The 25623-nt window shown below is 70.0% G+C and carries 25 protein-coding genes; 8 read left to right on the plus strand and 17 right to left on the minus strand.

Annotated features, from left to right (window positions below; translation table 11 throughout):
* Positions 1-10 precede the first annotated feature (10 nt).
* The 3 genes from HUT18_RS21285 to HUT18_RS21295 form a co-directional block, all read right to left on the minus strand.
* The gene (locus HUT18_RS21285; RefSeq protein WP_176102178.1) at positions 11-196 is read right to left on the minus strand and encodes a hypothetical protein; all 186 of its coding nucleotides are present in this window, start codon (positions 194-196) and stop codon (positions 11-13) included.
* A gap of 97 nt (positions 197-293) precedes the next feature.
* A complete protein-coding gene (locus tag HUT18_RS21290) occupies positions 294-560 on the minus strand; it encodes a DUF397 domain-containing protein (protein WP_176102179.1) in 267 nt (88 codons plus the stop codon).
* Positions 557-1450, minus strand: coding sequence for a helix-turn-helix transcriptional regulator (locus tag HUT18_RS21295; protein ID WP_254878739.1), 894 nt, complete (start codon positions 1448-1450; stop codon positions 557-559). Before HUT18_RS21295 ends, HUT18_RS21290 begins: the two co-directional genes overlap by 4 nt.
* Before the next feature lie 165 nt (positions 1451-1615).
* Between HUT18_RS21295 and HUT18_RS21300 the strand changes: the two genes are divergently transcribed.
* On the plus strand, positions 1616-2074 hold the full coding sequence (locus tag HUT18_RS21300) for an ATP-binding protein (protein ID WP_176102180.1): 459 nt from the start codon (positions 1616-1618) through the stop codon (positions 2072-2074).
* Positions 2075-2193: 119 nt separating this feature from the next.
* On the opposite strand, the gene HUT18_RS21305 is transcribed toward HUT18_RS21300, so the two are convergent.
* Together HUT18_RS21305 and HUT18_RS21310 are read right to left on the minus strand one after the other, a co-directional pair.
* Positions 2194-2751 carry a Uma2 family endonuclease gene (locus HUT18_RS21305; protein ID WP_176102181.1) on the minus strand — a complete coding sequence of 186 codons (558 nt, stop codon included), beginning with the start codon at positions 2749-2751 and terminating at the stop codon, positions 2194-2196.
* Positions 2752-2877: 126 nt separating this feature from the next.
* On the minus strand, positions 2878-3753 hold the full coding sequence (locus HUT18_RS21310) for an alpha/beta fold hydrolase (RefSeq protein ID WP_176102182.1): 876 nt from the start codon (positions 3751-3753) through the stop codon (positions 2878-2880).
* A 359-nt stretch (positions 3754-4112) separates the two neighbouring features.
* On the opposite strand from HUT18_RS21310, the gene HUT18_RS21315 reads away from it, so the two are divergent.
* Together HUT18_RS21315 and HUT18_RS21320 are read left to right on the plus strand one after the other, a co-directional pair.
* Positions 4113-4946 (plus strand): Cof-type HAD-IIB family hydrolase, encoded by an 834-nt coding sequence (locus HUT18_RS21315; protein ID WP_254878740.1) that lies wholly within the window; start codon positions 4113-4115, stop codon positions 4944-4946.
* A 698-nt stretch (positions 4947-5644) separates the two neighbouring features.
* The gene (locus HUT18_RS21320) at positions 5645-6655 is read left to right on the plus strand and encodes a polyprenyl synthetase family protein (protein ID WP_176102183.1); all 1011 of its coding nucleotides are present in this window, start codon (positions 5645-5647) and stop codon (positions 6653-6655) included.
* 130 nt (positions 6656-6785) lie between these two features.
* On the opposite strand, the gene HUT18_RS21325 is transcribed toward HUT18_RS21320, so the two are convergent.
* The 8 genes from HUT18_RS21325 to HUT18_RS21360 all read right to left on the minus strand — a co-directional run bounded on the left by HUT18_RS21325 (position 6786) and on the right by HUT18_RS21360 (position 13824).
* Positions 6786-7412 (minus strand): protease, encoded by a 627-nt coding sequence (locus HUT18_RS21325; protein ID WP_176102184.1) that lies wholly within the window; start codon positions 7410-7412, stop codon positions 6786-6788.
* Between the two features lie 193 nt (positions 7413-7605).
* Positions 7606-8400, minus strand: coding sequence for an enoyl-CoA hydratase/isomerase family protein (locus tag HUT18_RS21330; RefSeq protein WP_176104710.1), 795 nt, complete (start codon positions 8398-8400; stop codon positions 7606-7608).
* Between the two features lie 5 nt (positions 8401-8405).
* Positions 8406-9536, minus strand: coding sequence for a cytochrome P450 (locus HUT18_RS21335; RefSeq protein ID WP_176102185.1), 1131 nt, complete (start codon positions 9534-9536; stop codon positions 8406-8408).
* Positions 9537-9781: 245 nt separating this feature from the next.
* On the minus strand, positions 9782-11173 hold the full coding sequence (locus HUT18_RS21340) for a cytochrome P450 (RefSeq protein ID WP_176102186.1): 1392 nt from the start codon (positions 11171-11173) through the stop codon (positions 9782-9784).
* Between the two features lie 90 nt (positions 11174-11263).
* Positions 11264-11854 carry an ATP/GTP-binding protein gene (locus HUT18_RS21345; protein WP_176102187.1) on the minus strand — a complete coding sequence of 197 codons (591 nt, stop codon included), beginning with the start codon at positions 11852-11854 and terminating at the stop codon, positions 11264-11266.
* Positions 11829-12203 carry a DUF742 domain-containing protein gene (locus HUT18_RS21350; RefSeq protein ID WP_176102188.1) on the minus strand — a complete coding sequence of 125 codons (375 nt, stop codon included), beginning with the start codon at positions 12201-12203 and terminating at the stop codon, positions 11829-11831. Before HUT18_RS21350 ends, HUT18_RS21345 begins: the two co-directional genes overlap by 26 nt.
* Positions 12200-12604 (minus strand): roadblock/LC7 domain-containing protein, encoded by a 405-nt coding sequence (locus tag HUT18_RS21355; protein WP_176102189.1) that lies wholly within the window; start codon positions 12602-12604, stop codon positions 12200-12202. Before HUT18_RS21355 ends, HUT18_RS21350 begins: the two co-directional genes overlap by 4 nt.
* Positions 12601-13824, minus strand: a complete 1224-nt coding sequence (locus HUT18_RS21360; RefSeq protein ID WP_176102190.1) for a sensor histidine kinase — start codon at positions 13822-13824, stop codon at positions 12601-12603. The genes HUT18_RS21355 and HUT18_RS21360 overlap by 4 nt, the downstream gene beginning before the upstream one ends.
* 1217 nt (positions 13825-15041) lie before the next feature.
* Between HUT18_RS21360 and HUT18_RS21365 the strand changes: the two genes are divergently transcribed.
* The 3 genes from HUT18_RS21365 (at position 15042) to HUT18_RS21375 (ending at position 18489) form a co-directional block, all read left to right on the plus strand.
* Entirely contained in the window at positions 15042-16283 is a 1242-nt protein-coding gene (locus tag HUT18_RS21365) for a DUF2092 domain-containing protein (protein ID WP_176102191.1), read from the plus strand.
* Positions 16284-16586: 303 nt separating this feature from the next.
* Positions 16587-17582, plus strand: coding sequence for an ABC transporter ATP-binding protein (locus tag HUT18_RS21370; protein WP_176102192.1), 996 nt, complete (start codon positions 16587-16589; stop codon positions 17580-17582).
* Positions 17569-18489 carry an ABC transporter permease gene (locus tag HUT18_RS21375; RefSeq protein ID WP_176102193.1) on the plus strand — a complete coding sequence of 307 codons (921 nt, stop codon included), beginning with the start codon at positions 17569-17571 and terminating at the stop codon, positions 18487-18489. The genes HUT18_RS21370 and HUT18_RS21375 overlap by 14 nt, the downstream gene beginning before the upstream one ends.
* Before the next feature lie 61 nt (positions 18490-18550).
* Here HUT18_RS21375 and HUT18_RS21380 read toward each other — a convergent pair whose 3' ends face one another.
* The 3 genes from HUT18_RS21380 to HUT18_RS21390 form a co-directional block, all read right to left on the minus strand.
* Entirely contained in the window at positions 18551-19132 is a 582-nt protein-coding gene (locus HUT18_RS21380; RefSeq protein ID WP_176102194.1) for a flavodoxin family protein, read from the minus strand.
* Between the two features lie 291 nt (positions 19133-19423).
* On the minus strand, positions 19424-20371 hold the full coding sequence (locus HUT18_RS21385; protein ID WP_176102195.1) for a M28 family metallopeptidase: 948 nt from the start codon (positions 20369-20371) through the stop codon (positions 19424-19426).
* A 316-nt stretch (positions 20372-20687) separates the two neighbouring features.
* Positions 20688-21581 (minus strand): SDR family oxidoreductase, encoded by an 894-nt coding sequence (locus tag HUT18_RS21390; RefSeq protein ID WP_176102196.1) that lies wholly within the window; start codon positions 21579-21581, stop codon positions 20688-20690.
* Between the two features lie 340 nt (positions 21582-21921).
* Here HUT18_RS21390 and HUT18_RS21395 point away from each other — a divergent pair, with 340 nt between their 5' ends.
* The gene (locus HUT18_RS21395; protein ID WP_254878741.1) at positions 21922-22629 is read left to right on the plus strand and encodes a hypothetical protein; all 708 of its coding nucleotides are present in this window, start codon (positions 21922-21924) and stop codon (positions 22627-22629) included.
* A gap of 317 nt (positions 22630-22946) precedes the next feature.
* Positions 22947-24395, plus strand: a complete 1449-nt coding sequence (locus tag HUT18_RS21400; RefSeq protein ID WP_254879062.1) for a PepSY domain-containing protein — start codon at positions 22947-22949, stop codon at positions 24393-24395.
* 143 nt (positions 24396-24538) lie between these two features.
* Here the strand turns inward: HUT18_RS21400 and HUT18_RS21405 are convergent, their stop codons facing one another.
* Positions 24539-25597, minus strand: a complete 1059-nt coding sequence (locus HUT18_RS21405; protein WP_176104712.1) for a 2-oxoacid:ferredoxin oxidoreductase subunit beta — start codon at positions 25595-25597, stop codon at positions 24539-24541.
* Positions 25598-25623: the final 26 nt, after the last annotated feature.

Consider the following 25623-nt stretch of genomic DNA (forward strand, 5'->3'; position numbering starts at 1 on the left):
TGCGTCGGAGTCAGCCGACAGGCCGGGCGCTGAAAGGAACCGGCTCGTCCATGCTCAGGATCGGTGCGGTCACGTGCTGCCCGCAGCACACGTACGGGTCGGCACCCTCGGGTGTGACTTCCCAGCGGAGGGCGGAACCGCAGGGCGTGCCGGAGGGGAGGAGGATCGGGCAGGTGTCGGCGTACACGGCAGTCATGAATTTCCTCGTCGGCGTCGGTCGTTCGCGCGATCACGATCTCGCTCGCGAGGTGCGTCGGCCTCAGGTCAATCAGGCGATGAGGGCGGCGACCGCCTCAGTCCCGGGTGGCGTACGTCAGGAAGGACGACCAGGCGGTGGGGGTGAGGGTGAGGTACGGGAGGTCGGTGCGCTTGGAGTCGCGGACGTGGATGTGGTCGAGGGCGGCGGCGAACTCGACGCAGTCCTGGCCGTCCTCGTTGGAGCTGTAGCTGCTCTTTCGCCAGGCGACCTCCACGCAGTCCGAGTCCAGCTCGCCACTGCTGTAGCTGCTCTTGACCCAGTGCAACGTGACGGTGGTGTGAGCGATTGTCTTGGGGGTCATGTCTCTCCAAGCAGAGTCTCGATGAAGGCCAGGGACTCTTGAGCACCCAGGGCCTGGGCTCGGATTGTTCCGTACTGGATCTCCAGCGACTGGACTTGGGCCGCATCGGTGATCAGCTTGTGCACTTTCTGCGCCTCGGAGTATCCGAGAGTGGAGCCGTCCCGAAGCTTGAACAAGCGGAAGGCTCCTGTCAGGCCGGCGTGGTCCTCCAGGTCCGTAGGCATGACTTGAATCTCCACGTTCCGCAACTGGCCGATCGCCAGCAAGCGTTCGAGTTGCTGGCGGTGGACCATTTTGCCTCCGATGGGGCGCCGAAGCGTCACCTCTTCCTGGACGAAGGTGAACATCGGCTCGACCTTCCCGTTGTCCAGAATCGTCTGGCGGGCCATGCGGTCGGCGACACTCCGCTCGATGGCTTCTTCAGAGTGCATTGGCCTGCGCATGGCGTAGAGGGCACGGGCGTAGCCCTCGGTCTGCAAGAGGGCCTGGATTGTGTGGTTCGAGTAGGCCGCCAGCTCGACTGCCTGTGCCTCAAGCCTGGCCAAGTTCTTTGCGCGCCTGGGAGATTTGGCCTCCTTCAGGTCCTCCTGCAATGCCTCAAGATGCCCTCGCGCCCCCAGCACCTTGTCCGCGAGTTCCAGGAACTCCGGACGGAGCTTGCGCCGTCCCCGCTCCATGGAGCCGACCATCTCGCCGCCGTAGCCGACCTTGCCTCCGAAGTCGGCGCGGCTGAGTCCTGCCGCCTCGCGCCAGAGTTTCAGCTGGCGGCCTGCCATGCGCGTGACCCGGTCGCCGTCGTCCGCTTCGATGCCTGGCTCCCAGTCAAGACCGTCCGCGTCGTCCGGGTTGCTGTACACGTTGTTGGCCGTGCCCTCGTCTTCGTATGCCACGGTGAACTTCCCTTCTTGCTGAGTGGGCGTCAACCGGGCGAGTACGGCAGCGTGTTGGCGTACAACGCGTACTGGCGACAGCTCAGGCACACCAAGGTGAACCATTACGCTCTGTACTCGCGTCGGCACTTCTCAGAGTAGAACCGACCGACCACGCTGAGTGACGTGAATCAAGAAATCACCGAAGCGGCCCCGTACGTCGATGAGTTCAAGCTCCAGTTGCCCGCGACGAGAAGAAACGCGCGCCTGGCCCGGCGGCTTGCGGTTGCTCAACTGCTCAGTTGGAGGCTGCCGTTGGACCAGGCACAGCTCGTGATCGCCGAACTCGTCGCCAATGCCGCCGTGCACGGCCGGGTCGGCGGGCGTGACTTCCGGCTGCGCATGGCGGTCACGGAGAGCGGCACCCTCCGTATCGAGGTGACGGATCCGCGTGGTGACCGTCCGCTGCCGGAGGGGGCAGGGCTACGCACCGTTCCCTCCGGCGGCGAAGAGTCGGGGGAGGAGGAGCGCGGGCGCGGGCTGCTCCTCGTCGAGGCGCTGGCGGACCGGTGGGGAGTGGTCGACGGGCCGGTGCCGTGCAAGACGGTGTGGGCGGAGTGCGGGTTGGTTGGCGGGGACGTGTAACTCAAGCACGACGTGAGCGCACAGGCCCGTAGCCAGCAGCCTGCCAACAGGCCTCCTTGGCTTGGGAATTGACTCCCGGAGGGTTGTGGCGCTGTCCAGGTCGCCGCCGGTCGAGAGGGTCAGCTGTAGGGATTGAGCGAGCTCAGGTCCAGCTCGAAGCCGAAGGGCTCGGGGATGCGGATACTGTCGCCAAATTTTCTGTCGGTTCGTGTCTGGTAGCGGTCGTGGTCGGGATCGGAGAACAGCGTCACGGTGGAGTCGCGGCTGTCGACGATGAGGTAGAGCGGGATGTGCATGGCGGCGTAGTCACGCAGCTTGCCCACCCAGTCGTTCTCAGGGTTTGTTGGAGAGACGAGTTCGATGACGATGAAGGCGAGGTCAGCGGGGAAGGAGTTCTCCCCGCTCAGCTCCGTCTCTTCGGGGAGGTAGCAGAGGTCGGGCACACGGCCCTTGTCGATTGTGGGCGACGTCAGTTCGGCGCCCTCGTTGGGCACTGTTCGGGCGGGGCGGTGAGCGTCGAATTGTTCCCGGATCTTGCGGACGTTGCCCTGGTGGATGCCGGAGGGCTGGGCTTGCATGATGATCGTGTCCCCGGACCACTCGACCCGAAAGCCGAGGGGCGTGAGGCGCTGGACTTCTTCGATCAGGTCGCGGTGGCGTTCGTAGAACGAGGACACTGTTTCCTCCAAAGGGTTGCCCTGCCAGGTTATCGGCGAGGGGCAAGCCAGGGGGTGTGTCGAAGTGTGAGCCGACCGGGTGCGGATCTGGCGTCGGAGAGTTGGTGAACTCTCCGACAACGGCAGTCAGTTGCCCTTGCCCGCCACCCCCGCGATCTCCTCCGTGAACAACCCCCACAACTGCCGCGGCAGGTCGTGCGCCATCCCCGGCACCGCAAGGAGCCGCGCGCCCGGGACGGCTGCGGCCGTGGCGCGGCCGCCGCTGACGTCGACCAGGGGGTCGTCCTCGCCGTGGATGACGAGGGTGGGGAGTGTCAGCTTGGCGAGGTCGGGGGTGCGGTCCGGGGAGCACATGATCGCGGCGAGCTGGCGGGCGGTGCCCAGGGGGCGGCGGGCGCGGTCGTAGTCGCCCGTGACGTAGGCGCGCAGTTCCTCCTCGGGCGTGGGGTGGCCGGGGGAGGAGAGGAACTGGAGGGCGTGCACCTGCTGGCTGATCGCCGCCTCGCGGTCGGCCTGCGGCGGGGCGAACAGGACCGTGGACGCCTCGGGAGTGGGGCGGCCGACCGCGCGGTCGCCGGTCGTCGACATGATCGAGCACAGGCTGAGCGCCAGGTCGGGGCGGGAGATCGCGAGCTGCTGGACGATCATGCCGCCCATCGACATGCCCACCAGGTGCGCACCGGTGATGCCGAGCGCGTCGAGGAGTCCGGCCGCGTCGTCGGCGAGGTCGGCGACGAGGTAGGCCGCGGAGGCGTAGTCGCCGGTGACGATGGCGCCCCAGTCCGGGCGCGGGGTGTCGTCGGGGTGGCCCCAGGACAGGCCGCTGTCCCGGTTGTCGAAGCGGATGACGTGGAAGCCCGCGTCGGCGAGCAGACGGCACAACCCCTCGGGATACGCGGTGAGTTGCTGACCGAGGCCGCCGACGAGCAGCAGGGCCGGGTCGCCCGCGGAGCCGAAGGTCTCGTACTCGATCTCGATGCCGTTCGCCGTGGTGCGGGCCATGGACGCCTCCCTGTGCCTGTTGCGGTACCTGTCGCCGGTGCTACTCGCGGGTAGTCAACGGGCCGAGGCGACGCTACCCGGACGGGCGAGAGGCGGCGAGAGCCGGGGCGCAGGCGTTTCGCAGATCACAGTGCGGACGGGGTAGTGGGCCGGGAATGTCCTTGCTGGTCGCATATGACTAGCGCCGCATGCCCCGGTCGGACGGCCTCGCGGGAGTCCACTCGTACGCTCTGTCGCACGCCTCCTCGCGTGCGCCCTGTCGTGCGCCTTGTTCGCGTCGGGAGTGCGCCTGTCGTGCGCCGTTGCCCGTCGCCGCCCGGCCGCCGGGACCCGCGGTTTCGCTCCGTATGCTCGCAGCCATGCTCATGCCTGCCCCTGCCGCGCGTACGGGGACCAGCGTCCCCTTCGCGCTGATCGCGACGGACCTCGACGGCACTCTGCTGCGCTCGGACGACACCGTTTCCGCGCGCTCGCGAGCCGTCCTCGCGCGCGCCGCCGCGGCCGGGGCCCGGCACGTCGTCGCGACCGGACGGCCGGTGCCACAGGTCCGGCCGCTGCTCGTGGAACTCGGCTACCGGGGGCTCGCGGTGTGCGGGCAGGGCGCGCAGGTCTACGACGTGGAGCGGGACCGGCTGGTGCACTCGGTCATCCTGGACCGGGAGCTCGCGGACACCGTGCTCGGCAAGCTGGAGGCGGAGATCGGCGCCGTGCACGCCGCCGTGAACCAGTCGGACACCGAGGGGCTGACCCTGGCCGAGCCGGGCTACCGGATGCCGCACCCCACCCTGCCCGCGACCCGGGTCGCCGACCGCGCCGGGCTGTGGACCGAGCCGATCAACAAGGTCCTCGTCCGGCACCCGGACCTCACCGACGAGGAACTGGCCGCCGCGGCCCATCAGGTGGTCGGCGAACTGGTCACCGTCACCCGGGCCGGAACCGACATCGTGGAGCTCCAGCCCTACGGCGTGACCAAGGGAGCGGGCCTCGCCCTCGCGGCCGAGCGGCTCGGGCTCGGCCCGGCCGACACCATTGCCTTTGGTGACATGCCCAATGACATCCCGATGTTCCAGTGGGCCGCGCACGGCGTCGCGATGGCCGAGGCCCACCCCGAGCTCAAGGCCGTCGCCGACGAGGTGACCGTCTCGCACCAGGACGACGGGGTCGCGGTGGTGCTGGAGCGACTGTTCGGGTAGTCGAGGAGCCGAGGAGCGGGTAGTCGGGGAGCCGGGTAGTCGGGGAGCCGGGGACTCGGGGAGCCGGGGAGCCGGGGACTCGGGTAGGGGGCACGTGCTCGGAATAAGGGGAGGGTGCTCGGGCCGGGGTGTCCCCTCGGGCGGGGTGTCCTGTTCAGCCCCCGTCGTTCAGGCGCTGTCCTCCCAGTCTTCGCCCTGCTCGCTCCCGCCCCTGCTCCACTGTCCCGGTCGGTGATTCGAAGATCATCTTCGGGGCCCCATCGGCCAGTTGGGATAATTGGAGTAATTTACGCCCAGTTGGGGGTGGGTCGAGGGTGAGCGGAAGTGGAGAGGGCCGTGCGGGTGGCTGGTGGTCCGTCCACGGGGAAGTGGCCAAAATCGCGCGCTCCGGGACGTCCGTGCGCGGGCAGGTTCCTGGCACCGTGGGTGACCGCTTTCGCAGGTGTAACGGTTCGGGACGGGTGCGCCGTACGGCACGGGCGGTGGCCGTCGGTGCGCGGTGGGCCCGTATTTCCGGGGGTCCCGGGTGAAAGGTGGCGGATCGTGACCGCATGGCGTCCGGATGGTGTCCGGGCTGTGCGGGCAGGCGCTCACTGTGATCGAAAGTCGACCGGATACGCTGAGTTGAGTGAACGCAGCGACACATCGACAAACCGTGTGATCGACGTCGTATTTGTCAGCAGACAGGAGAACCTTTCGTGACCGTCGTCGTGCCCTTCGGGCTGAGCGTGCGGGACCAGGCTCTCGAGGCCGACGTCCAGGGCAGATTGACGGCTGTCGAGGAGGGCCTCCTCGAGGCCACCAAGAGCGAGATCCCGTTCATCACCGAGGCGGCACAGCACCTGGTGCGGGCGGGCGGCAAGCGGTTCCGGCCGCTGCTCGTGATGCTCGCCGCCCAGTTCGGTGACCCGAACGAGCCGGGGGTCGTGCCCTCGGCGGTGGTGGTCGAGCTGACGCACCTGGCGACGCTGTACCACGACGACGTGATGGACGAGGCGGACGTGCGCCGCGGCGTGGACAGCGCCAACAGCCGCTGGGGCAACGCGCTGGCCGTGCTCACCGGCGACTTCCTGTTCGCCCGCGCCTCCCAGATACTGGCCGACCTCGGCCCCGAGGCCGTCCGCATCCAGGCCCAGGCCTTCGAGCGCCTGGTCACCGGCCAGATCCTGGAGACGGCGGGCCCGCGCGACGGCCGTGACCCGGTCGAGCACTACCTCGACGTCCTCGGTGGCAAGACGGGCTCCCTGGTCGCCGTCTCCTGTCGCTTCGGCGCGATGATGTCCGGTGCGGACGAGCGGGTCGTGGACGTGCTCGCGCAGTACGGCGAACGGCTCGGTGTCGCCTTCCAGCTCTCCGACGACGTACTGGACGTGGCCTCCGACAGCCACGAGTCCGGCAAGACCCCGGGCACCGACCTGCGCGAGGGCATCCCCACGCTGCCGGTGCTCCGGCTGCGCGAGCGGGCCGCGCGGCTCGGCCTGCCGGAGGACGCCGAGCTGGTCGCCCTCCTGGACGGCGACCTCAGCGACGACGCCCGCCATGCGGAGGTACTGCGCCGGCTGCGCGTACACCCCGCGATCGACCAGGCCCGCCAGGACGCCGTGCGCTACGCCGAAGAGGCCCGCGCCGCCCTCACCCCGCTGCCCGAGGGCTCCGCGAAGACCGCCCTCATGGAACTCTGCGACGCGGTCGTCCACCGGGCGGGCTGAGTCCCGCCGGTACGGACGCAGGAGGGGCAACTGCCCTGTTTCCAGGGCTTGTTGCCGCCCGGGCGCCCGGCCGCCGGGTCCCCGCTCAACCGGTGGTCCCAAGCCGTGGTGGTCTCAACCCCCCGTGCTCTCAAGCCCCGGTGGTCGAGCCCGGCCGGACCACCATCAGGACCGTCACGGTGGCCCAGAGCAGGTTGAAGATGCCGGTCACCATGGCGAGCATGCGCGCGGCACGTGGATCGAGAGCGGCGCCGTCCTCCGTACCGTCGGCACCGGGGGCAGCCCCGCCACTCCCGTCACCCTCTGTCCGGTCCGCACCCTCGTCGGCGCCCGCCTCCACCGCGTCCAGCGCCTCCTGCTGCCACGGCAGCATCAGCAGGGCGAGGATCGCGCCCGCCAGGGCCGTCAGGCCGATGGAGACGATCAGCCAGGCGCTGTCCAGTACGCCGAGGCTCAGGGCCGTGGCGAAGCCGAGCAGGGGCACCGCCAGGCCGATCGTGGCGTAGACCCGGCAGATGCGGTGCAGCGTACGGAGGACGACGAGGGTCCCGGCCCGGGCCGCCGTCCCGCTCTCGGTCACCGACCCGATCCCGGAAGCCGACGAGCCGCTCCCGGTCACAGGCCCGCTCCCGGCCACCGGCCCGGCCTCGGCCTGAGCCCGGCGCAGGTACGCCGGGAACATGCTCGCGGCGACCGTGACCGGGCCGACGGCGAGCACCGCGGCCAGTACGTGCAGGGACAGGAGCAGCTTTGTCATCGGGTTCCCCTTCGGTTCGGGTCCGACGCTAGGCAGTGCGGCCGCCCCGCTCCCAGTGGCAGGAACGACGAGTACCCCGCGAAAACGGACGGCGGGCGTCGGCCCGTACGGCCAACGCCCGCCCTGTCACCGTGAGTTCACGCCGTCGGCGCTTCACACCCGCAGTGGTTCCTACTCCCAGTGGTTCGTACTCTCAGCCTTCCGCGCGCTCCCGCTCGTAGTGCGCGGCCGCCACCACCGAGGCCATGAGCTCGCCGTCGAGTACCGACGGGTCGGCCAGGCGGGTGGGTGCCCCGTAGGAGTGCAGCAGGGCCTTGGTCACCCGTAGGGCGGCCGTGGGGCGCCTGCCGACCGGCTTGGCCCAGTACTCCACCGCCTCGTCCAACTCGCCCTCGGGGACGATCCGTTGGAGGACGGACAGGGCGTGGGCCTCGGCCGCGCCGAAGGAGCGGCCGGTGAGGACGAGTTCGCGGACCCGGGCCGCGCCCACCTCGTGGATCAGCCGGGGCAGCACCCCTCCCCAGGCCGTGGGCAGGCCGAGGGCCAGCTCCGGCAGGCGGAAGGTGGCCGTGTCGGCGCCGACCCGAAGGTCGCAGGCGAGCGCGAGCGCGAGCCCGGCACCGATGGTCTTGCCCTGGAGCCGGGCGATGGTGACCGCGGGGCTGCCGGTGATCAACTCGCAGACCCTGCGGGCCTTGTCGCCCGAGACCCGGACGCCGCTGCCGGTGGGGTCCAGGTCCACCATGGACGCGAACTCGCCCCGGTCGCCGCCGAGACAGAAGTCCTCGCCCGCCCCGGACAGGACCAGTACCCGGGTCTCCGGCGGCGGGGCCGAGAACACCGCGTACAGGTCGTCGAGCATCGGCTCGGTCACGGCGTTGCCGGTCGCCGGGCTGTGCAGCTCGACGTACAGGACGTGCCCGACCCGCCGGGTGCGCAGCGTCTTGAGGTCGGGGGCGGTGTCGCCACCGCCCGAGAACAGGTTCATGAATCTCACAGGGCGAGTCCTAGGGTGCGCACCCGGCGGAAGACCATCCGGGGCTCGTAGGTGGGCGGCGTGGCCACCCGCAGGGTCGGGAACCGTTCCAGGAGGCGGGTCAGCAGGGTCCGCGCCTCCAGCCGGGCCAGGGCCGCGCCCAGGCAGTAGTGGATGCCGCCGCCGAAGGTGAGGTGGTTGCCCCGGCGGAGGATGTCGAAGCGGTGCGGGTCGTCGTTGACCCGAGGATCGTGATTGGCGGCGCCGTACAGGACGTGCACCATCGAGTCCTTGGGCAGCGGGACTCCGGCGAGCTCCAAGTCGTGTGCGGCGACACGGGAGTTGAGGCCTATCGGCGGGTCGTAGCGCAGCACCTCCTCGATCGCGTCGTCGATGTGCTCCGGGTTGCGCCGCAGCCAGTCCCAGCGGGCCGGCTCCTGGAGCAGCAGCCAGACCACGACGGACAGCAGGGTGGCCGTGGTCTCCAGGGAGGCGACGGTGACGAACATGGTCAGTACGTAGACCATCTCGTCGGCGGTCTCCCGGTCGGGTTCGAGCTCGTCCCAGACCCGGATCCAGTGCGAGAGCACGTCGTCGCCGAGGTGTGCGCGGCGGTCGCGCACCAACTCGGTGAAGTAGGTGCGAAGTTCGACCGTGGCCTGGGCGGAGAGCGCCAACTCCGAGCTCTTGGGCAGCAGTTCGTGGGCGTGCGCCTGGTCGTGGGTGAGTTGCAGCAGGTACTGGTCGTCCTGCTCCGGGATGCCGAGCCAGCCGCCGATGGTGCGTGCGGGCAGCAGGTCGCCGACGATCTGGACGAAGTCGGCCTCGCCGGAGCGCAGTTGCTCGTCGAACCGGTCGAGCAGCGCGGTCACGTGCGCGTCGACCTGGGGCCGTAAGTCCTCGATCGTGTTCCGGTCGAAGAGGTTGCCGAGGCTGCGCCGCTGGCGGGTGTGCTCCGGTGGGTTGAGGCGCATCAGGGTCTTGCTCATCTCCCGGGTGCCCGTCGCCTGCCAGCGTGCGGTGTCGGTCTGGCGGGACTGCCAGTCGAAGTCCGGCACCAGCCATTCCCGACTGCGAAGAATCTGGTTACAGGTCTCGAAGCCGGTCACGAGGTGCCCGCCCCAGGGGGCCGGCACGATCTCACCCATCGCGCGAATCTCGTCGAAGAGGGGGAACGGATCGGCCAGCCCCTCCGGGGAACGCAAACGTCGCAGCAGAGGTACCACAGCACGGCGGTCGAGGGCTATGCCGCCAACAGGGGGAGTCACTCCAACTCCTAGATGCAGGGGAGCAGTTGTCGCGGTCGACGCAACCTACCCCTGTTCACACCCCGCTCATGCACGATCACGCCATTGTTCCCGTCACATGTGTAGGACATATGACGGGAACGCCGTCATACGCGGAACACATCCAGGAAGGAGCTCCACCAGCCCTTTGTCTTCTTCGGGGCTTCTGCGGCCTGCGGAACCGGAATCGGTACCGGGGCCGGTTCGGCGGTGGTGGAAAACGAAACAGGTGGCTGACGCTGCGCTGTTGCGCGTCCTGCGGGGCTCGGCGTGAAGCGCACCGGCAGGGCCGCCAGGGCACGGTGGAAGCAGCCCGGCCGCCAGGCCAGTTCACCCGCCGGTACGGTCAGCGCCATGTCGGGCAGGGCGTTCAGCAGCCGCTCGACCGCCGTCAGCGCTATCAGCGTGGCCGGGGACTTGGCCGGGCAGGCGTGCGGGCCCGCGCCCCAGGACAGATGCGCACCCTTGCTGAGGGTCTGCCGGGCGTCGGTGAGCACCGGGTCGGAGTTCGCCGCCGCGAAGCTGATCAGTACGGGGGAGTTGGCGCGCAGGATGGTTCCGTCCAGGTCGACGTCCTGGACCGGGTAGTGCGCCGCGTAGTTCGCGATCGGGGAGTGGTGCCACAGGACCTGGTCGATGGCGTCCTCGACGAGCAGGCCCGCGCCCCGGTTGCCCGGCGTCGGCTCCTGCTCGGAGAGCAGCAGGAGCAGCGAGCTGCCGATCAGGTTGCGCTCGGGCTCGATGCCCGCGCCGGCCAGCATCATCAGCTGGTCCTTGAGCTCCTCGTCGCTCAGGCCCGCCGGGTGCTGGACCAGCCAGGAGGTCATGTCCTCGCCGGGCTGACGGCGCTTGATCGCGACCAGTTCGAGCAGGGCGGCGTCCAGGTTGGCCAAGGAGCGCGCCACGTCCTCGCCGTTGAACAGCGCGGACATGTTGTGCGTGACGCGGTCGCCGATCTCGGCGGGGCAGCCGAAGAGCTGGTTGATCAGCAGCATCGGGACCAGCCTGGCGTACTCGTTGAGCAGGTCCGCGTGGCCGCGCTCGCTGAACTGGTCGATGAGGTAGTCGGCGATGCGCTCGACACTGCGGCCGAGGCGGGCGGTGTTGATGCGCGCCATGCTCTCGGTGACCGCCTTGCGCAGCCGCAGATGCTCCGCGCCGTCGCTGAACAGCGCGTTGGGGCGGGGCGACATCATGCCGAGCGCCGGGCTGTCGGCCGGGACCCGGCCCTCGTTCAGGGCATCCCAGCGACGCGCGTCACGGGCGAACAGCGACGGGTTCTGGAGCACACGCAGCGCGGCGTCGTGCTGGATGACCAGAGAGGCGTCCACGCCGGGTGCGATCTCCACCGCCGCCACGGGGCCCTGGGCACGCAGTTCGTCGTAGACCTTCTGCGGCGCGGCGGCGAACTCGTCTCCGTACAGCGGCACCCGCCCGCTCTGGTGCATCGGGCACCCCGCGGGCGCGGCCTGCACGTCGGCTCCCTGCTGAGATTCCATGCGTAGTTCCTCGGTCTGGGTCCCGGTCTCGGTCTGGAGTGCTCCGGGTCGGGCTGATGTGGGGACAGGACGTTGTGGCGAAGCGCGCCGCTACGAGGCGCGCGCCAGGAGATGGCGGATGAGGGTGATCAGGGCCTGCGCCGAGCTCTGCTGGTCGCGGGCGTCACAGAAGACCACCGGGGTGTGCGGCAGCAGGTCCAGTGCCTCCCGCAGCTCCGCCTCCGCGTACGCCGTGTCGGCGTGGAAGTTGTTGACCGCGATGGCGAATTCGAGACCGTACTTCTCGATGAGGTCGATCACCGGGAAGGTCTCGGCGAGCCGGGAGGGGTCGACCAGGAGCAGCGCGCCGAGCGCGCCCCTGGCCATGTCCTCCCACAGCTGCATGAACCGCTGCTGGCCCGGAGTGCCGAACAGGTAGAGCACCAGCTCGTCGCTGAGCGTCAGCCGTCCGAAGTCGAGGGCGACCGTCGTCGTCTTCTTGTCCGGGGCACCCCGCAGGTCGTCCACGTGCGCGGCGGCCTGCGTCATCTTCTCCTCGGTACGCAACGGGGCGATCTCGGAGAGGGTGCCGATCAGCGTGGTCTTGCCCACCGCGAAGTGGCCGACGACGAGGATCTTGGCCGCCGTCCGCACCGCGTCCGGCACGTAAATGCTGTCAGCCGAAGCGGCGTTGGAGTCCATGCAGCACCTCTTTGAGGATCTTCCTGTCGACGAGTTGGGCGGGCGGCGGGGCCGCCCGCCGGAGCAGATGGCCCTGATCCGTCAGATCGGTGAGCAGCAGTCGCACCACACCGACCGGAAGCTCCAGCCGGGCGGCGACCTCGGCGACCGACAGGTACCCGCCCGAACACAGCTCCCAGACGCGGGAGAGTTCGGGACTCAGTCGTGCGGGAGGGACCCGGTCCGGAGCGATCGTGACCAGGGTGACCAGCGATAAACCGTCGGCGGCCGGAAGGTCGCGCCCATTGGTGATGACGTACGAGCGGATGAAGCCGCTCGTGACCGCCTGTTCCTCGCCCGGCGCGCTCATGCGCCGGTGCCCGGGGTCTCGCGCAGCGGGGTCATGAGCGCCTTGCCCAGCGCGCTGACCTGCTGCTGCATCCGGAAGGACATGGCCTCCATGTCGACGTCGGACGCCGCGGTCGCGGCCAGATAGGCGCCGCTGCCCGCCGCGATGAGGAAGATCCAGCCGTCGTTGTACTCGAGCAGCGTCTGGCGCCAGCCGCCGGTCCTGGTGCTTCCGATGAAGGGGGACAGTGCGCGGCTCAGCGACTGCATGCCGCTGATCGCGGCGGCCACCGTCTCCGCGTCGTCGCGGCCGAAATCGCTGGAGTGCTCCAGGAGCAGGCCGTCCGCCGAGACGAGGATGGCGTGCCGCGCGCCGCGTACCTGCAGCACGTCATTGAGCGCCCACGAGAGATCGGAATTCACGAGTTCTCCTGTCCTTCCGTGTCAGACGTCGTGGAGCGCCCGGAGACCGTGCCGCGCTGGAAGGCGCCGAGCAGCGAGGCGGTCTCCTGGCTGGACCGGACGGGTTCGGCGGCCGGCGCGGGCTGCGGTACGACCGCGACCGGGCTGGTGCGGCGGCGCTTGGGCAGTCCGCCCGCGGTGGTGCCGTTGAGCTGGACGGGGGCCGGGACCGCCGTGCCCAGGTCGCTGACCGGGGCGAGCTGCGGGGCCGAGTCGCGGCCGTACTCGTCGGGCACCGGCATCGGGGCCGGAACGACGGTCGGGACCGGCGGGGCCTCGGCGGTCAGCAGCTCGTCGGGCAGCAGGATGACCGCGCGGACACCGCCGTACGGCGAGACCGAGTCGACGGAGACCTGGAAGCCGTAGCGGCCGGCCAGCAGACCGGCGACGGCGAAGCCGAACTGCGGCGGGTTGCCGAGGTCGGACATGGTGACCGGGGCGGAGGGCTGCAGCAGGGCCGCGGCGCGCTCCTTCTCCTCCTGGCCCATGCCCAGACCGCCGTCGTCGACGATCAGACAGACGCCCTTGGAGACCGCCTTGATGTTGATCTCGACGGGCGTGGTCGGGGCCGAGTACTTGGTCGCGTTGGCGAGCAGCTCGGCGAGCACCACGGCGACGGGCTCCACGGCCCGGCTGACCACGGAGAAGTTCGCCTGGGCGTGAATGCGCACCCGGTCGTACTGGCGGATGCGGCCCTGGGCGCTGCGCGCCACGTCGTAGACGGAGGCGACGGCCTCACGACGGCCGAGCCAGCCACCGCAGAGCACCGCGATGCCCTGGGCACGGCGGCCGAACTGGCTGTTGGTGTGGTCGATGGCCATCAGGTCGGCAAGGATCTGCGGGTCGTCGCCGTACTTCTTCTGCGCCTGGTCGATGACCATCTGCTGTTCGTCGGCGAGGCTCTGCAGCGTGCGCATGGCCGATTTGAGAACCGTCTTGGTCTCTTCAAGGGCGTCCGAGCGGACGTCGGCGAGGTCGGCCGCATGCCGCGCCTGCACGCTCGCCTGATGCACTCTCAGCTCCTCGAACTGGCCGATCAGCGCGGCCCGTTCGGTGTTCAGTTCTGCGTTACTCTTACGCAAACCGGTATTAGTCCTGCGCGCGCTCGAGAAGGCGGCCAGGGCTATCAGCAGTACAGCGACCAGGACCCAGAACACGGGGTCCTGCACAAGTGACGTCATGGAACTCTCTTCAAGTGGCGTAACGGGAAGAACGGTTGGCGCCTCCCCCACTTCGGAAGAAGCCGTGTCTCCACAGGCTGCCGCAGCCTAGCTACCGCGCCGGCAGACGTCCCTCCGAGATGAGGCCTGAGCGGCTGATCCCCCTGGCGCGATCCACGCACCGTCAGCCCACTGGAAGTTGCCGGGAGCTTATCACCGGCGTGAGAAGCAACTCGGCCTGTGCATACGGCAATTGCCCGTCACTGTCCCGGCGGCTCACCGTGGCCGCCGTCCATCGGTGCGATGCGGCGCCAATTGCCTTGAGCCCGCTCGGGTGCGAAGGGCTGTTCGCTCTGTGCCTGTTGGGCCGTTGAGCTGGGCTTTTCGCGGGGCGATCGGATGGCTCGCGAAAGCCGGTCGGACGCCCTGTGCGGTGCACCGAAATGCGGACATGTGTCATCGGTCACAGTGCATCGGGGGTTCCGGTCTCTCCCGGCTGTCCCCAATTGCCCCTTGCTGTGGACCCCTCCGATTGTGCGGAGAAAATCCCCAACGGGTCCTTGTTGTACCGCAGTTGTGTAAGGCCGCTGCGCTACGCGCATTGCGGGAAAGTGAATTCCCGTACGGCGGCGAAACGTTCTTCCCGTGGCTCCGTCAACCAATTCGCCTGAGAACACGGCCGAGTTGAGGGGTTCGGGGCGTCATTGTCCGCTGCTAGAGCGGCACTTGTGTGTCGGTTGTATGTGGCATGAACGAACCCCGCGGGAATGCGGGGTGATTACGGGCGATTCTCCGGCCGAATGTCCGGTTTTTCGTTTCCGGGGATTCGCTGCGCGAGGCTTCGCAGGTCCCGTTGCTCACCGGATTCGGCCCACTGTCTGACGCCGCCGAATGGGGGCGGGGCGGGGCGCGGACGACCGAGCCCCGGGCCGCTCGCCCAGGGCCTCGCCCACCTCGCGCGCGGGTGCTCCGGGCCCTGCCACCGACCCTTGTCCCGTACAGCGGTTTTGAGCCACTCGGGTGCGGTCCACCCCGAGACGGCTCCGGGGTGCGGCGCGCCTCGTGTCATCCCGCAGGTGTACGTCAGGTTGCTTCCGCGGGCTGACGCCACGGTGGCCCGGCTTTGGTCAGATGGAGTCACCGCTCCGATACCGATTTCGGGTGGGAACTGGCGGCCTGGGGTGGATCGAGGGCACATTGGGTCGATAGGCCGCCGCTGATACGGAGGTAGGGCACACATGGCACCGTACGAGTCCGGCAACTCGCCGGCCGAGGGCAGGACCTCCCGTACGCGCGGCAAGCTCGCGCGCTACGGAGTTCCGGTCGCGGTCGTGGGGGTGGCGGCGGCGACCATCGGGCTCGTCCCGGCGCTCGCCGACTCGGGGGACCCCGAGCTGCCGAAGACCACTGCACAGGAACTCATCGAGAAGATCGCCACGTCGGAGACCGAACAGCTCTCCGGCACCGTCAAGATCAGCACCGATCTGGGCCTGCCGGGCCTGGACAAGCTCGGCGACTTCGCGGGCGGCGAGCGCTCCGCGGGCGCCGACCCGAGCGCCAGGCTGATGGAGCTGGCCTCGGGCACGCACACGCTGCGGGTCGCGGTCGATGGACCCGAGCGACAGAAGGTGTCCGTCCTGGACGACACCTCCGAGTACAGCGTGATCCACAACGGCGACGAGGTCTGGGCGTACGACAGCGCCTCGGACGAGGCCTTCCACGCCACGGAGAAGGGCGCGAAGGGCGGGCACAGCAAGGGCATCAAGCCGGAGCACGAGCCGAAGCTGCCCAAGGGAGTCCCGGCCACCCCGGAGGAGCTCGCCAAGGAGATCCTCAAGACCTCCGAGGAGACCACCTCCATCGAGGTCGGCGGCACCGCCCAGGTCGCGGGCCGCGACGCGTACAAGCTGGTCGTCACGCCCAAGGAGAAGGGCAGCACGGTCGGCGCCGTCACCATCGCGGTCGACGCGAAGACGGGTACGCCGCTGCGGGTCACCCTGACCCCGGCGGGCGGCGGCGCCGCGGTGGTCGAGGCCGGTTACACCAAGGTCGACTTCGGCAGGCCCGACGCCTCCGTCTTCGACTTCAAGCCCGCCAAGGGCACCAAGGTCACCGAGGCCGAGGACGCCGCGAAGGAAGCGGAGAAGGAGGCCGGGAAGCACGGCGGCCGCCCCGACTTCGGCAAGGGCCTCGGTGGCGGCGACGTCCAGGAGCCGAACATCATCGGCGAGGGCTGGAGCGCCATCGCCGAGTTCACCGCACCGGGCGGCCAGGGCCTGCCCAACGCCGACAGCGGTGACCTGCCGCCCGAGGCCGCGGGTCTGCTCGACGCCTTCGGCGACAAGGTCAAGGGCGACTTCGGCACCGGCCGTGTCTTCTCGACCCGGCTGATCAACGCCCTGGTCACCGACGACGGCAAGGCATACGTCGGAGCCGTGACCAAGGACGCCCTGATCAAGGCGGCCGAGTCGGCCAAGTAGGCGCGTAACCAAGGAAGTTGCACGCCGCCGAGCAGCGGCTCCGCGCACCGCGGGGCCGCTGCTCGTGGTCGGGGCCCGGATACGCGCCCGGCAGACACGGGGCGGGCCGCCACAACGGCTTGTACCGTTCGAGGGGGAGGCACACCGCCGCCCGCGCGCCCGCCCGCCCGTCGGCGGCCCGTGCCGCGTACCGCAGGCGCAGTACCCACCGCACGACACCATCGCTTGCTCACCGCACCGCTTCAGCACAGCGCTTCGCAACACCGCTTCACCACGCAGCTTCGTACGACACCGGGGGAGACCATGGCCGAACCGTCCGCGCAGGAGCAGGGCGTGGCCGGAGCCGAGAGGACAGTGGGGGACGAGCAGGACGCGGTGATCGCCACGCGGGCGCTCACCAAGCGCTTCCGGGGCGGCCAACTCGCCGTCGACAGGCTCGACTTGACCGTCCCCGCCGCCAGCGTCTTCGGCTTCCTCGGGCCCAACGGCTCGGGCAAGACCACCACCATCCGCATGCTGATGGGCCTCATCGAGCCGACCTCCGGTACGGCCCGCGTCCTCGGCCGCACCATGCCCGAGTCGGCGCGCCACGTCCTGCCGCAGGTCGGCGCGCTGATCGAGGGACCCGCGCTGTACGGCTTCCTGTCCGGGCGCGAGAACCTCCTGCGCTACGACGCCGCCGACCCGACCTCCGACGGTGCCACCCGCAAACAGCGGGTGGGCGCCGCGCTGGAACGGGTCGGGCTCGCCGCGGCGTCCGGCAAGAAGGCCAAGGCGTACTCGCTCGGCATGAAGCAGCGGCTCGGCCTTGCGGCCGCGCTGCTGCAACCGCGCCGCCTGCTCGTACTGGACGAGCCGACCAACGGGCTCGACCCGCAGGGCATGCGCGAAATCCGGGCGCTGATCAGGGAGTTGGCGGCGGACGGCACCACCGTCTTCCTCTCCTCGCATCTGCTCGACGAGATCGAGCAGGTCTGTACGCACGCCGCCGTCATGGCGCAGGGCCGGCTGCTCACCCAGGGCCCGGTCGCCGAACTCGCTGCCCGCGCCCGCGGCAGGCTCGCGGTCACCACGCCGGACACCGGCGAGGCCGCCCGCGTACTCAAGGAACACGGCGTCGCCGATCTTGTGACCGAGGAGGACCGGGTGACCGGGGAACCACCGCAGAAGGACCTCGCCGAGGTGAACGCGGCGCTGGTCGCCGCCGGGGTACGGGTGCGCGGCTTCGGCCTGGAGCGGGGCACCCTCGAGGACGCGTTCGTGGAGCTGACCGGGGAGGGCTTCGATGTCGCGGGCTGAGGTCGCGGAAGTACCGCCGAAGACGGGCGCCCCGGCGGGAGCGGCCGCCGCACGTGTCCCCGGCCGCTGGTCGGCCGCGCTGCTGCGCAGCGAGCTGAGCATCACCTTCCGCCGCTGGCGCACCCTGGCCCTGCTGGGCGTACTCGCCGCCGTGCCGATCCTGTTCGGTATCGCGGTCAAGGTGGAGACGGCCGACGGCGGTTCGGTCGGCGGCGGCGGTGGCGGCGAGGAGGCGGGTCCCGCCTTCATCGCCCAGGTCACCAACAACGGTCTGTTCCTGGTCTTCACCGCCCTCGCCGCCACTTTGCCGTTCTTCCTGCCGATGGCGGTCGGTGTCATCGCGGGCGACTCGATCGCGGGCGAGGCCAACGGCGGAACCCTGCGCTATCTGCTCGTCGCCCCCGCGGGCCGCACCCGGCTGCTGCTCGCCAAGTACGCGACCACGATGATCTTCTGCCTGGTGGCCACCCTGGTCGTCGCACTCTCGGCACTGGCGGTCGGGGCCCTGCTCTTCCCGATGGGGGAGCTGACCACGATCTCGGGGACCAGAATCAGCTTCGCCGAGGGGCTGCAACGCGCCGTGGTCATCGCCGCGCTGGTGGCCGCCTCACTGATCGGCGTGGCCGCGATCGGACTGTTCCTGTCCACCCTGACCAGCAGCGGGATCGCCGCCATGGCGACCACCGTGGGCCTGCTGATCACCGTGCAGATCCTCGACCAGATTCCCCAACTGCACGCCATCCAGCCGTACTTCTTCTCGCACTACTGGCTGTCCTTCGCGGACCTGATGCGCGAGCCGGTCATCTGGGACGAGATCGTCAAGAACCTCGGCCTCCAGGCCCTGTACGCGGCGGTGTTCGGCTCGGCGGCCTGGGCCCGGTTCACCACGAAGGACATCACCACCTGACCGGCGCCCCACCCACGCACACACCTCGCGGGCTTTCCGTACGGCTCACTTCTCGTACGGCTCACTTCTCGTACGGGAAGCGCGCGGGCACCGGCTCCTGCGCGAAGAAGGTCTTGGCGCGGACCAGAGCGTCGGAGTCCTTGAGGACGTCGCCGGGCCTGCTGCCGTTGCCGAGCAGGACGCCGCCGAAACGCATCCGCATGTACGCGGCGGACGTCTCCAGGGTGCCCACCAGCGGGGCGGCGACCTCCTCCTCGCGGTGCGCGAGCGCGCTCACGCCCCACAGGTTGCGCCCGGCGAGGGTCCCCTTGAAGTCGACACCGGGCGTACGCAGCCAGCCTGACCAGTAGTCGAGGTAGCGCTTGGTCAGCGAGGAGACCGAGTACCAGTACAGCGGCGAGGCGATCACCAGGTCGGTGGCCTCGAGGGTGGCGTTCAGGAGCAGTGCCACATTGCCCTCGGTAGGCCGTATGTGGTCGGTGTCGTGGCGCAGGTCGGTGAAGTCGGGCAGCGGGTGCTCGGCGAGCCGGATCCAGCGCTGCTCCACCTCGGCCGGGAGCTGGGCCGCCGCCTCGCGGGCGAGCAGTTCGGTGTTGCTCTCGCTGCGGCTGCTGCCGAGCACGAACAGGAACTTACGGGTCACGGGGGTCCCCCAGGGGTTCGGCCGCCGGAACACACCGACGGCGGCTGCATGCATATGCAAGTAATGAACATGCATGCGGCCGCCGTCATTCCGGGCGGGCCGGACGAGTCCCCGGATCGGGTCATCGGCGGGCGGGGAGCTCACCGGCCCGGGCGCGCGTGCGGTGCGCGCCCGGGCCCGGGGCGGGACCTGTGGGCCAAGCCCCCGGGAAGCGCACGTCCTGCGGGCAGTGGCATCCCTCAAGTGGCGTGCTTCCCCGGGGAGTTGGTTCCCCCGGTCAGCCGGCCTCGGTCAGGAGGCCAGCTTCCAGATCGCGTGCGCGATGGCGTCGCTGTTGCGGTCCAGCGCCTGCTCGTTGATGTTCTCGGTGGTGTCGCAGGACGAGTGGTAGCACTTGTCGAACGGCTCGCCCGCCTTGCCGCCCCAGTCCTGCGCCTGCTGCTCCGTCATCTCGTTGCTGGCGCCGGTGAACAGGCCGCCGACCTTGATGCCGGCCTCGAGGAAGGCGGCGTGGTCCGAGCGTCCGTCGCCCTCGGTCTCGTCCTCGGTCTTGACGTTCAGACCGCTGAAGTAGTCCGTGAACACCTTCTGGATCTCGGGGTCGTCGTCGTAGACGAAGTAACCCGGGTTCGGCGAACCGATCATGTCGAAGTTCAGGTAGCCGCTGATCTTCGAGCGGTCGTCCTGGGAGAGCTGGTCCACGTAGTGGCTGGAGCCGACCAGACCCAGCTCCTCGGCGCCCCACCAGGCGAACCGCAGGTGCTTGGTGGGCTTGAAGTCGGACTTGGCGACCGCGAGCGCGGTCTGCAGGACGCCGGCCGAGCCGGTGCCGTTGTCGTTGATGCCCGGGCCCTCGCCGACGCTGTCGAGGTGCGCGCCCGCCATGACCGTCTGGCCCTCGTCGCCGCCCGGCCAGTCGGCGATCAGGTTGTAGCCGGTCTGGCCGCCCGAGTCGAACTCCTGGAGGCTGGTCTTGAACCCGGCCTCGTCGAGCTTGCCCTTGATGTAGTCGATGGACGCCTTGTACCCGGCGCTGCCGTGTGCCCGGTTGCCGCCGTTCTGCTCGGCTATGGACTGGAGTTGGTCGAGGTCCGCCTTGACGTCCGCGACGGATATGTCCGGTGCCTCGGCCTGGGCCGGGGCGGGCGAGGCGTTGGAAACCATCGCGCCGGTGGTGAACAGGCCTGCGGCGGCAACGGTTGCCACTGCCGCGGCCCGCAGGGAAACGGAGAGTTTCATGTGGGGGACTCCGGATTCCGTGGGGGGAATGTGGGTCACGATGGTGCTGTGCGCATAGGTGAACCGTCAAGAACGTATATGTGACTGACCCGTTCGGATTACGGACAACCGCAGCTGAGGGTGGCTGCCCCGCTCCTGTGATTCTTGATGTGAGGGGCGTTCACTCCGTTCACATCCGGCACGGCCGGGGGTAACGGGCGTGGGACGCACGGCGACTGGCCGAGGGCTTCCTCAACCTCCCGTCGTCCGGGGGTAGTTGAAACCGGAGTGGGGACGAAACGGACAGGTGCGGGGTGCGTGGGGTCCGCGGGTGCCGCTACGAGACGGGCTGACCCGAGGTGTCCAGGTGCCCCGGGCGCCCCACGGCCGCCGAGATCGCCTCGGACAGGGGCGTGGTCGGGCGTCCGATGAGTGCGGAGAGATGGCCGGGGGTGGCCGAGAGGAGGCCGCGTTTGATGGCGCCGTCGACGTCGACGAACACCTCGGACATCGGCCCCGGGGTGCCGTTCTCGGCGAGCCTGCGCAGATGCTCCTGGGGTGTGACGTTCTCGCACCGGATGCTCCTCCCGGTCGCCCGCCCCACCTCGGCCGCGTATTCGGTGAAACTCCAGGCCGCGTCGCCGCTCAGCTCGTACGCCCGGCCCTCGTGCCCCTCCCCGGTGAGCACGGCGGCCGCGGCCGCCGCGTAGTCCGCCCGCGCGGCGGAGGCCAGACGGCCGTCCCCGGCGGAGGTCAGTACGTATCCGTCGCGCAGTACCGGTGCGAGGTGCTCGGTGTAGTTCTCGTGGTACCAGCCGTTGCGCAGAAAGGTGTACGGCAGTTTGGACTCGAGGATCGCCCGCTCGGTCGCCTTGTGCTCGGCCGCGAGCAGGAAGTCGGCCCGCGGTCCGCCCAGTACGCCCGTGTAGGCGAGCAGGGCCACGCCCGCGCGGGCTGCGGCGTCCACCACGTTGCGGTGCCGGGGGACCCGGCGGCCCACCTCGTCGGCGGAGATGAGCAGTACCCGGTCGCCCGGCTCGAAGGCGTCCCTGAGGGTGCCGGGCTCGTCGTAGTCGGCGACGCGTACGTGGATGCCGCGCGCCGACAGATCGGCGGCCTTCGCCCGGTCGCGTACCACGACGGCGAGGCTCTCCGCCGGGACCTGGGCCGAGAGCGCTGCCACGACGTGCCGCCCGAGACGACCTGTCGCTCCGGTGACGACCAGGCTCATGCCCTGCTCTCCCTGCTCTCCGGCCGGTCCGGACCACGGTTCCCGGATTCCGGCGAGGACTGCCCGAGATATGAGTTCTTCACAAGCTTTCGGAGTTTTGAGCCTCCGCTCGGTCACTCTATGGGAGCGCAGCGTGACCCGAAAGCCGAGGGCAAAGGGCTTCGGAGCGCAACAATCCGATGCTGGAGGCAACCTTCTGGCCCTCTTGCACTCCAACTCGCCCTGAGTGACCCGTAACTGATGGTGCGTCAGATATGGGTCAGGTGTGCACGCCCCGGAGCTGGCCTTTTCCGCCCGGGGTGGTCATTCGCCCGTTCCAGGGCGCGGATATCTTGAGCGGATGCGCGGGCGAGCGAGTGTGGCGGAACGGGGCCGGAACGGCCTCCTCTTCGCCGTCGCCGCTCTCGGTCTCGGCGCCCTCGGCCACCTCGCGGCGGGCGGCAGCCTGCCCGGCGCCGGATGGCTCGCGCTCCTGTTCGCCGTACTGACCCTGCTCGGCACCGCCCTCCTCGGCGGGCGTCGGCACCGCTTCGACGTGGCCACGGTGACGCTCGGCGCCACCCAGTTCGCACTGCACCTCGTCCTGCATCACCTCGCGATGCGGAGTGGGGGCGGCTCGGGGGCGGCGGGGCATGCGGGGCACGGGCACGTCATGCGGGGCGGACATGCGAGGCCCGGCGGTCATGTCATGCCGGACGGCCACGTCATGCCGGACGGTCGCGTCATGTCGGGCTCGGATATGTCGGGTTCGGGCATGGCCGGTTCGGACATGGCGGGGCACGGATTCTCCGGCGGGATGGCGTTCGCGCACGCGCTGGCGACGTTCGGCACGGTGGCCTGCGTCCTGTACGGCGAAAGGGTTCTGCGCCGACTGGCCGCCCTGGCCGCGCTCGCCGTCCGCCGCGTACGGGTTCTCGTACCGCTGCCGCTTCCCGCCCTGCCGCCGAGTGCTCCGCTCCCGGACCCGGCGCCGCTCGGCGCCCCCTTCGGCGTACTGCTCGCCCGCTCCCGCCCACGGCGAGGCCCGCCGCTCCCGGCCCGGGCCTGACGACCGTCCGACGCGACGACCTCCCGCGCACCCGGCGAAAGCCGCCGGTGCGCGCTGCGGCATGCGTGGGCGGGACCGGCCCGGGTGGCGGCCCAGCCGCGGTTCCCGTCACGCGCCGGACCGACCTTCCCGCCCACCGAGGGCCGTGAGGCGGCGGCGCGCCCGTACCGGCTTCGCCGTACCCGTGTGCGTTCACGCGGGGCACCAGGAGTAGACGCATGCCCAAGTTGCAAGAAGATCAAGGCAGTCCAGAAGCTCAAGGCAGTCCAGAAGTTCAGGACAGCAGAGAAGTTCAAGACGGTGACGACAAGCAGGACATTCGAGAGAGGGAAGAGGGGGAAAGGGAAGAGGGAGCCGGGACAAGCGGCCGGTCCTGGGCCGGGGTCCGGGCGCTGTTGCTGCGGCTGCACTTCTACGCGGGAGTGCTGGTCGCGCCCTTCCTGCTGGTCGCGGCGTTGTCGGGGCTCGCGTACACCGCGACCCCGCAGCTCGACCGGCTGGTCTACGACCAGGAGCTGACCGTGGAGCGCGTCGGCGGCGAGCCGCGGCCGCTCGCGGAGCAGATCCGCGCGGCCCGGGCGGCCGAGCCGGAGGGCACCCTCGACTCGGTGGTCACGCCGCCGGGCCGGGAGGACACCACCAAGGTCGTGTTCTCGCGGCCCGACCTCGGCGAGAAGCAGCGGACGGTGTACGTCGACCCGTACACGGCGAAGGTCCGCGGCGAGCTGACGACCTGGTCCGGCTACACCCCGCTGACCACCTGGCTGGACGATCTGCACCGCCATCTGCACCTCGGCGAGACGGGGCGGCTCTACTCGGAGACGGCCGCGAGCTGGCTGTGGGTGATCGTCGCGGGCGGGCTCGCGCTGTGGCTCGGCCGCAGCAGGGGGCAGCGCGCCAAGTCGGTACGGGGCGTCCTGGTGCCGGACCGTTCGGCCAAGGGAGTGCGGCGTACCCGGAGTCTGCACGCGGTGACCGGTGTCTGGCTCGCGCTCGGGCTGCTGTTCCTCAGCGCGACCGGGCTGACCTGGTCGACGTACGCGGGCGCGCGGTTCGACAAGCTCCAGGAGTCCACGAAGGCGGCGGCCCCGGAGCTGGACACCGCGCTGCCGGGCGCCGGTGCGGGGGAGTCGGGCGGCGGTGAGCACGCCGGGCACGGCGGTCACGCGGGCCACGGCACCAAGCCCGAGCAGGCCGCGGCCGACCCCGCCGACTTCGACAAGGTGCTCGCCGAGGCCAGGCAGGCCGGGCTCGGCGGCACCGTCAAGGTCGTACCGCCGACGGAAGGCGGCACCGCCTGGACCGTCGCGCAGAAGGACAACACCTGGCCGGTCCACTACGACCAGGTCGCCGTCGACGCCGAGCGGGGCGAGATCACCGACCGCACCCGCTGGGCCGACTACCCGGTGCTCGCCAAGCTCAGCAAGCTCGGCGTGCAGGGGCACATGGGCGTGCTCTTCGGTATCGCCAACCAGATCGTGCTGGCCGTCCTCGCGATCGCGCTGATCACCGTGATCACCCTGGGCTACCGCATGTGGTGGCAGCGCCGTCCGACCCGGGCGGACCGCAGCGCGCCGGTCGGCAAGGCGCCCGCGCGGGGTGTCTGGCGCGGTGTGCCGGTGCCCGTCCTGGTGGTGGGTGTGCCGCTGGTGGCCCTGGTCGGCTGGGCGGTGCCGGTGCTCGGCGTCACCCTGCTCGGCTTCCTCGTACTGGATCTGGCGATCGGCGCCGTACGGCATCTGAGGCGGACGCGGGCCGCCGGGTGAGCGACGCGGACTTAGCCGCCCGAGACACGAACAGGCCGGTGGCGGAAGGGAGTTGGTTTCTTCCGCCGCCGGCCTCTGTCGTTCCTGATCAGCCTCTGGTGTGCGTGCGGTCAGCCCGCGTCAGCCTCCGGCGTGGGTACGGGTCAGCCCGCGACCGTCCAGGTGTCGTTGCCGGACAGGAGGGCGCCGAGGTCGCCCTTGCCGTTCTGCTCCACGGCGGCGTCGAGCTGGTCGGACATCAGGGTGTCGTAGACCGGGCGTTCGACGGAGCGCAGGACACCGATCGGGGTGTGGTGCAGGGTGTCCGGGTCGGCGAGCCGGGACAGCGCGAAGGCGGTCGTCGGGCTGGTCGCGTGCGCGTCGTGGACCAGGATCCGGTCCGCGTTGGCGTCCGTGACCGTGACGATCTCCAGGTCACCGGTGGCCGGATTCCGTACGACGCCCTTGGTGTTGTCCGCGCCGAAGCGGATCGGCTGCCCGTGTTCGAGGCGGATGACCGCTTCCTGGGCCTGGTCCTTGTCTTTCAAGGCCTCGAAGGCGTTGTCGTTGAAGATGTTGCAGTTCTGGTAGATCTCCACCAGCGCGGTGCCCTGGTGGTCGGCCGCCTGCCGCAGTACCTCGGTGAGGTGCTTGCGGTCGGAGTCGATGGTCCGGGCCACGAAGGACGCCTCCGCGCCGATCGCCAGCGACACCGGGTTGAACGGGGCGTCCAGGGAGCCCATCGGTGTCGACTTGGTGATCTTGCCGACCTCGGAGGTGGGCGAGTACTGGCCCTTGGTCAGCCCGTAGATCCGGTTGTTGAAGAGCAGGATCTTCAGGTTGACGTTGCGGCGCAGCGCGTGGATGAGGTGGTTGCCGCCGATGGACAGCGCGTCGCCGTCGCCGGTGACGACCCAGACCGACAGGTCGCGGCGGCTGGTGGCCAGGCCCGTCGCGATGGCCGGGGCACGGCCGTGGATGGAGTGCATCCCGTAGGTGTTCATGTAGTACGGGAAGCGGGAGGAGCAGCCGATGCCGGAGACGAAGACGATGTTCTCCTTGGCCAGGCCGAGTTCGGGCATGAAGCCCTGCACGGCGGCCAGGATCGCGTAGTCACCGCAGCCCGGGCACCAGCGCACCTCCTGGTCGGACTTGAAGTCCTTCATCGACTGCTTGCCCTCGGCCTTGGGCACCAGCGAGAGCAGTGTCGGCGCGGTGGGCACGGGGCCGCCGGTGAGAGGCGTCTCGG

The organism is Streptomyces sp. NA04227, from assembly GCF_013364195.1.
In the GTDB taxonomy this organism is placed as follows: Bacteria; Actinomycetota; Actinomycetes; order Streptomycetales; family Streptomycetaceae; genus Streptomyces.

Excerpts from the sequence above, each read along its gene's own strand:
- HUT18_RS21285 (WP_176102178.1), bottom strand. The coding sequence starts at position 196 with ATGACTGCCGTGTACGCCGACACCTGCCCGATCCTCCTCCCCTCCGGC.
- HUT18_RS21290 (WP_176102179.1), bottom strand. The coding sequence starts at position 560 with ATGACCCCCAAGACAATCGCTCACACCACCGTCACGTTGCACTGGGTC.
- HUT18_RS21310 (WP_176102182.1), bottom strand. The coding sequence starts at position 3,753 with ATGGCCCGCACCACGGCGAACGGCATCGAGATCGAGTACGAGACCTTC.
- HUT18_RS21315 (WP_254878740.1), top strand. The coding sequence starts at position 4,113 with ATGCTCATGCCTGCCCCTGCCGCGCGTACGGGGACCAGCGTCCCCTTC.
- HUT18_RS21325 (WP_176102184.1), bottom strand. The coding sequence starts at position 7,412 with ATGACAAAGCTGCTCCTGTCCCTGCACGTACTGGCCGCGGTGCTCGCC.
- HUT18_RS21330 (WP_176104710.1), bottom strand. The coding sequence starts at position 8,400 with ATGAACCTGTTCTCGGGCGGTGGCGACACCGCCCCCGACCTCAAGACG.
- HUT18_RS21335 (WP_176102185.1), bottom strand. The coding sequence starts at position 9,536 with ATGGGTGAGATCGTGCCGGCCCCCTGGGGCGGGCACCTCGTGACCGGC.
- HUT18_RS21340 (WP_176102186.1), bottom strand. The coding sequence starts at position 11,173 with ATGGAATCTCAGCAGGGAGCCGACGTGCAGGCCGCGCCCGCGGGGTGC.
- HUT18_RS21345 (WP_176102187.1), bottom strand. The coding sequence starts at position 11,854 with ATGGACTCCAACGCCGCTTCGGCTGACAGCATTTACGTGCCGGACGCG.
- HUT18_RS21350 (WP_176102188.1), bottom strand. The coding sequence starts at position 12,203 with ATGAGCGCGCCGGGCGAGGAACAGGCGGTCACGAGCGGCTTCATCCGC.
- HUT18_RS21360 (WP_176102190.1), bottom strand. The coding sequence starts at position 13,824 with ATGACGTCACTTGTGCAGGACCCCGTGTTCTGGGTCCTGGTCGCTGTA.
- HUT18_RS21365 (WP_176102191.1), top strand. The coding sequence starts at position 15,042 with ATGGCACCGTACGAGTCCGGCAACTCGCCGGCCGAGGGCAGGACCTCC.
- HUT18_RS21370 (WP_176102192.1), top strand. The coding sequence starts at position 16,587 with ATGGCCGAACCGTCCGCGCAGGAGCAGGGCGTGGCCGGAGCCGAGAGG.
- HUT18_RS21375 (WP_176102193.1), top strand. The coding sequence starts at position 17,569 with ATGTCGCGGGCTGAGGTCGCGGAAGTACCGCCGAAGACGGGCGCCCCG.
- HUT18_RS21385 (WP_176102195.1), bottom strand. The coding sequence starts at position 20,371 with ATGAAACTCTCCGTTTCCCTGCGGGCCGCGGCAGTGGCAACCGTTGCC.
- HUT18_RS21390 (WP_176102196.1), bottom strand. The coding sequence starts at position 21,581 with ATGAGCCTGGTCGTCACCGGAGCGACAGGTCGTCTCGGGCGGCACGTC.
- HUT18_RS21395 (WP_254878741.1), top strand. The coding sequence starts at position 21,922 with ATGCGCGGGCGAGCGAGTGTGGCGGAACGGGGCCGGAACGGCCTCCTC.